The sequence below is a fragment of the Streptomyces durhamensis genome (assembly GCF_000725475.1).
Lineage (GTDB): Bacteria > Actinomycetota > Actinomycetes > Streptomycetales > Streptomycetaceae > Streptomyces > Streptomyces filipinensis.
Genome location: NZ_JNXR01000066.1, coordinates 1 through 5,695, shown reverse-complemented (window position 1 = coordinate 5,695; position 5,695 = coordinate 1). Strand labels below are relative to the sequence as shown.

Below are 5,695 nucleotides of genomic sequence, written 5' to 3'. Positions count from 1 at the left end.
GTCAGCCAGGGCACCCACATCTCGTACGTGGACGCGTCGAAGGCCATGGGGGAGTGGAAGAGGACGCGGGTGTGGTTGCCGTTCGCGTACATCTCCTGGCGGGCCAGGTCGGCCACGTTGCGGTGGGTGACGGCGACGCCCTTCGGCACTCCGGTCGAGCCGGACGTGAACATCGCGTACACCGGCTGGTCCGGGTGGACCCGCACCGCGGGATCGTCCTCCGCCCCGGAGGTCGCCCCGCTCGGGATCACCTTGGCGCCCTCGGGCAGCCGTACCGCCCCAGGATCGCGGTCCGTGACGAAGAAGTCGACGGCGGACTGCTCGACGATGAGCTGGACGCGCTCCATCGGGTACCGGGTGTCGAGCGGGACGTACACCGCACCGGCCTTGACGACCGCGAGTGTGCCGATCACCGCGTCCACCGACCGGTCCTGGAAGGCGTCCGGGGTCCGGGCCGCCTGCGCGGCGAACAGCTCGCCGAGCCCGGCGCCGGCGCCCTCGGTGACCGTGCCCGCCCACCGCTCCAGCAGCAGCTCCCGCTCGCCGCCGGACAGCAACTCCAGGTCGCTCACCGGGAGCTCGGGGGCGGCCACGGCGGCTTCCAGCAGTCGTACGAGCCGGTCGGCGGTCGCCTCGATGGTGCTCGCGTCGTAGAGGTCGGTGGCGTACTCGACGGTGATGTCCAGGCCGCCGGGTTCCCCGTCCGCGCTCCGCTGCTCCGCGAAGCCGAAGGTGAGGTCGAACTTGGCGATCTCCACCTCGGAGAACTCGTACGCCGTGGTCAGGCCCGGGAGTTCGGGCGCCTCGGCGGCGGTGTCGCCGAGGGTGAGCATCACCTGGAAGAGGGGGTGCCGGGCCGGTGTCCGCTCCGGGTTGAGGATCTCGACCAGGCGGTCGAAGGGCAGGTCCTGGTGGTTCCAGGCGGACAGGTCGGCCTCCCTGACGCGGTGCAGCAGATCCCGGAAGCTCGGGTCGCCGCTCAGGTCCGTGCGCAGGACGAGGGTGTTGACGAAGAAGCCGACCAGGTCGTCCAGTTGCTGGTCGGTGCGGCCGGCGACCGGGGAGCCGAGCGGAATGTCGTACCCGGCCCCGGACCGTGCCAACAGGGCGGACACGGCGGCCTGGGCCACCATGAACAGGGTCGTCCCGGTGTCCTGGGCCAGCGCGGTGAGCGCCGTGTGCAGTCCGGCGCTCCCGTGGACCGTGTGGGTGCTGCCCCGGTTGGAGGCGGTCGCCGGACGCGGGCGGTCGGCCGGGAGGGTGGCCTCCTCCGGCAGGTCGCTCAACGCCTCGCGCCAGAAGCCCAGCTGGCGTTCCTCGTCGTCCGCCATGAGCTGCTGCTGCCAGAGCGCGTAGTCGGCGTACTGGACGGGCAGCGGCTCCCAGCCGGGTGCCCGGCCCTCGGTGCGGGCCGCGTAGGCGGCGGACAGGTCGCGGAAGAGAGGCGCGTTGGACCAGCCGTCGGAGGCGATGTGGTGGATGACCAGGAGCAGGACGTGCTCGCGCTCGCCCAGCCGGAAGAGACCGGCCCGGAGCGGGATCCTGGATGCCAGGTCGAAGGTGGTGGCGGAGAGTTCGGCCAGCCGGGCGGCGAGCGTGTCCGGGGTGACCGGGAGGACCGGCAGGTCCACCGGCTCCGGCTCGCGCACCGACTGGTAGGCCTTGCCGTCGTGGACCGGGAAGACCGTGCGCAGGCTCTCGTGGCGGGTGACGAGGTCGGTCAGGGCCTGCCGCAGCGCCTCGACGTCCACGCAACCGGTCAGCCGCAGCGCCATCGGGATGTTGTACGTCGCCGACGGGCCCTCCATCTGGTCCAGGAACCAGAGCCGTTGCTGCGCGGAGGACAGCGGGACGCGCTCGGGGCGCTCCTGCGCACGGGCCAGCGCGGCCCGGGGAAGCTCGCCGCTGCTCTCGGCGATGCGTTCGGTGATCCGCTCGGACAGCGCGACCACGGTCGCGTGCCGGAACAGGTCCTTGACGCCGAGCTGCACGCCGAAGGCCTGGCGGATCCGGCTGATGAGGCGGGTGGCGAGCAGGGAGTGGCCGCCGCGGTGGAAGAAGTGGTCGTCGATGGTGGCCGACGGGAGTCCGAGGACCGCCGCGAACAGGCCGCACAGGACCTCTTCCTGCGGGTTGCGCGGGGCGCGTCCGATGACGTCGTGGATGACCTGGGGGGCGGGCAGCGCACGCCGGTCGATCTTGCCGTTGGCGGTGAGCGGAATCGCGTCGAGGAGGACGAAGGCCGACGGGACCATGTACTCGGGGAGCGCCGCGGCGGTGTGCCGGCGCAGGTCGCCGAGGTCCACGCCGTCCCCGGCGGTCACGAGGTAGGCGACGAGCCGCTTGTCCCCGGGCCGGTCCTCGCGGACGATCACCGTGGCCTGGACGACCGCCGGGTGCGCGGTCAGCGCGCCCTCGATCTCGCCGAGCTCGATGCGGAAGCCGCGCAGCTTGACCTGCTGGTCGGCCCGGCCGAGGTACTCCAGCGAGCCCTCGTGGTTCCACCGCACCAGGTCCCCGGTGCGGTACATCCGGGTGCCCGGTTCCCCGTACGGGTCGGCGACGAACCGCTCGGCGGTGAGCGACGGGCGGCCCACGTAGCCGCGCGCCAGACCGGCCCCGGCGATGTACAGCTCGCCGGGCGCGCCGGCCGGAACGAGCCGGAGCGCGGAGTCGAGGACGTAGAGGCGGTGGTTGTCGAGGGCCTCGCCGATCGGGATCGTGCCGGGGAGGTCGTAGGGGCGGCGGACTCGGTGGGTGGCGGCGAAGGTGGTGGTCTCGGTCGGCCCGTAGCCGTTGACGACGGTCGTGTCCGGGCAGTTCTCCTGGATCCGCCGCACCGCCTCCGGCGAGACGACGTCACCGCCGGCCCACACCTCCCGGACCCCGGCGAAGGCCTCCGGCACCTCCTCGGCCATCACCCGGAACAGTCCCGCCGTCAGCCACAGACCGGTGATCGAGTGCCGGGTGAGCAACTCGCCCAGCGTGCCGGTCTCCAGGTGGCCCCGGGGCGCCACGACGACCGTGCCGCCGGTCAGCCACGGCACCCAGATCTCGTAGGTGGAGGCGTCGAAGGTGTGCGGGGAGTGGAAGAGGACCCGCTGGTGGCCGCCGCCCGCGTACATCCGCTGGCGGGCCAGGTCGGCCACGTTGCGGTGGGTGACCGCGACGCCCTTCGGGACGCCGGTCGAGCCCGAGGTGAACATGACGTACAGCCACTGGTCGGGGTGGGTGGCGGTGGTGTGCCCCGTCGCGGGGCGGCCGTCGAGCTCCTTGCGGTCGACGACGAGGTCCCGGGCCTGCGCCCTGGTGACCAGCGGATGGTCGGCCAGCGCCCGGTCGGTGATCAGCACCGGCGCGTCGAGCTCGTCGAGGATCTGGATGTGGCGGGCGTCCGGGTCGGCCGGGTTGAGGGGCGCGTAGGCGCCGCCCGCCTTCACGACCGCGAGCATGGCGACCAGGAGGTCGGCCGAGCGCTCCATCATCAGGGCGACGACGGATTCGGGGCCGACCCCGAGGCCGGCGATCCGCTGCGCGAACCGGTCCGCCTCGGCGTCGAGTTCGGCGTAGGTGAGGGTGCGCTCCTCGGACGCCACCGCGATCGCGTCCGGCGTCCGGGCCACCTGCGCGGCGAACAGCTCCGCGAGGCCCGCGTCCGGGAAAGCGCCGTCGGTGACCGCTCCGGCGCCCAGCTCCAGCAGCCGCTCCCGCTCCTCGGGGCCGGTGAACTCCAGCTGCCCGACCGGCAGGTCCGGCGCGGCGACCGCCGCTTCCAGCAGCCGTACCAGACGGTCCGCGAGCCCTTCGACGGTCCGGGCGTCATACAGGTCCGTCGCGTACTCGATGGCCAGGTCCAGGCCGTCGGGCCGGCCGTCGGGCGCCCGGTGCTCGTGGAAGGAGAAGGTCAGGTCGAACTTGGCGATCTCCAGCGGGGTGAAGCCCGACTCGGTGTGCACCCCCGGCAGTTCGAGGACCGGCTTGGCCGCGTCCTGGAGGGTGAGGGCCACCTGGAAGAGCGGGTGGCGGGCGGTGCTGCGCTCGGGGTTGAGGATCTCGACGAGCCGGTCGAAGGGCAGGTCCTGGTGGGCCCAGGCGGCCAGGTCGGTCTCCCGGACCCGGTCGAGCAGTTCGCGGAAGGTCGGGTCCCCGTCGACATCGGTGCGCAGCACCAGGCTGTTGACGAAGAAGCCCACCAGGTCGTCGAGGCGCTGGTCGGTGCGGCCCGCGATCGGCGCCCCGATCGGGATGTCCGTACCGGCGCCGGAGCGGGCCAGTGCGGTCGCGACCGCGGCCTGCGCCACCATGAACAGGGTCGTCCCGGTCTCCCGGGCCAGCCGGGTCAGCGCCTCGTGCAGCGCGGGCGGGCACTGCACGCCGTGCGTACGGCCCCTGAAGCTCGCGGTCGCCGGACGCGGCCGGTCGGCCGGGAGGGTGGCCTCCTCGGGCAGCTCGCCCAGCGTGTGCCGCCAGAACTCGGCCTGCCGCTCCCCGTCCGCCGCGAGCAGCTCCTCCTGCCAGAGGGCGTAGTCGGCGTACTGGACCGGGAGCCGCTCCCACTCGGGCGTCCGGCCCTCGACCCGGGCGGTGTAGGCGGTCGCCACATCGCGCAGGAAGGGGGCGGTGGACCAGCCGTCGGAGACGATGTGGTGCATGACGACGAGGAGGACGTGGTCCTGCGCGCCGGTGCTGAACAGGCTGGCGCGCAGTGGGAGTTCGGCGGCCAGGTCGAAGGTGCGGGCCGCCTCCGCGCCGAGCAGCGCGTCCAGGGTGTGCTCCTCGGCCGGGGTGACCGGCAGGTCCAGGCGGATCTCCCCGGCCGGCAGCACCACCTGCCCGGGCTCCCCGTCCGCCGCCGAGAACAGCGTCCGCAGACTCTCGTGGCGGACGACGGTGTCGGTCAGCGCGAGCCGCAGCGCCTGGAGGTCCACGGCACCGGTGAGCCGCAGCGCGAGCGGGATGTTGTACGTCGCCGAGGGCCCCTCCAGCTGGTCCAGGAACCACAGCCTGCGCTGCCCGAAGGACAGCGGCACCCGCTCCGGCCGCGCCACCTCCCGCAGCACCGGCCGCCGTACGTCCTCCCCGCTGCGCAGCTCCACCAGCTCCGCCAGCGCGGCCGGGGTCGGCCCCTGGAACAGGTCCTTGACGGTGATGCCCACGCTGAAGGCCTGCCGGATCCGGCTGATGAGCCGGGTGGCGAGCAGGGAGTGGCCGCCCCGGTGGAAGAAGTGGTCGTCGATGGTGACGTCCGGCAGTCCGAGGATCTCCGCGAACAGCCCGCACAGCACCTCCTCGGCGGGGGTGCGCGGGGCGCGCCCGACGGCCGTGTCCTGGCTCGCGGAAGGCGCGGGCAGGGCCTTGCGGTCCACCTTGCCGTTGCTGGTCAGCGGGATCGCGTCCATCGGCACGAAGACCGACGGGACCATGTACTCGGGCAGCGCCGAGGCGGCCTGCCGGCGCAGGTCGCCCAGGTCGAGACCGGACTCGGCGGCCACGAGGTAGGCGACCAGCCGCTTGTCCCCGGGCCGGTCCTCCCGCACGGTGACGACCGCCTGGCTGACACCGTCGTGGCCGGCCAGGGCCGTCTCGATCTCTTCGAGTTCGATGCGGAAGCCGCGCAGCTTGACCTGCTGGTCGGCCCGGCCGAGGTATTCGAGGGAGCCCTGCTTGTTCCAGCGGACCAGGTCACCCGAGCGGT

The 5,695-nt window shown here is 73.2% G+C and carries 1 protein-coding gene; it reads right to left on the bottom strand.

Annotated elements, in window-relative coordinates; all coding sequences use genetic code 11:
- Positions 1-5,695: non-ribosomal peptide synthetase (locus IO33_RS0141670; protein ID WP_031174293.1), on the bottom strand; the 5,695-nt coding region annotated here is incomplete at both ends.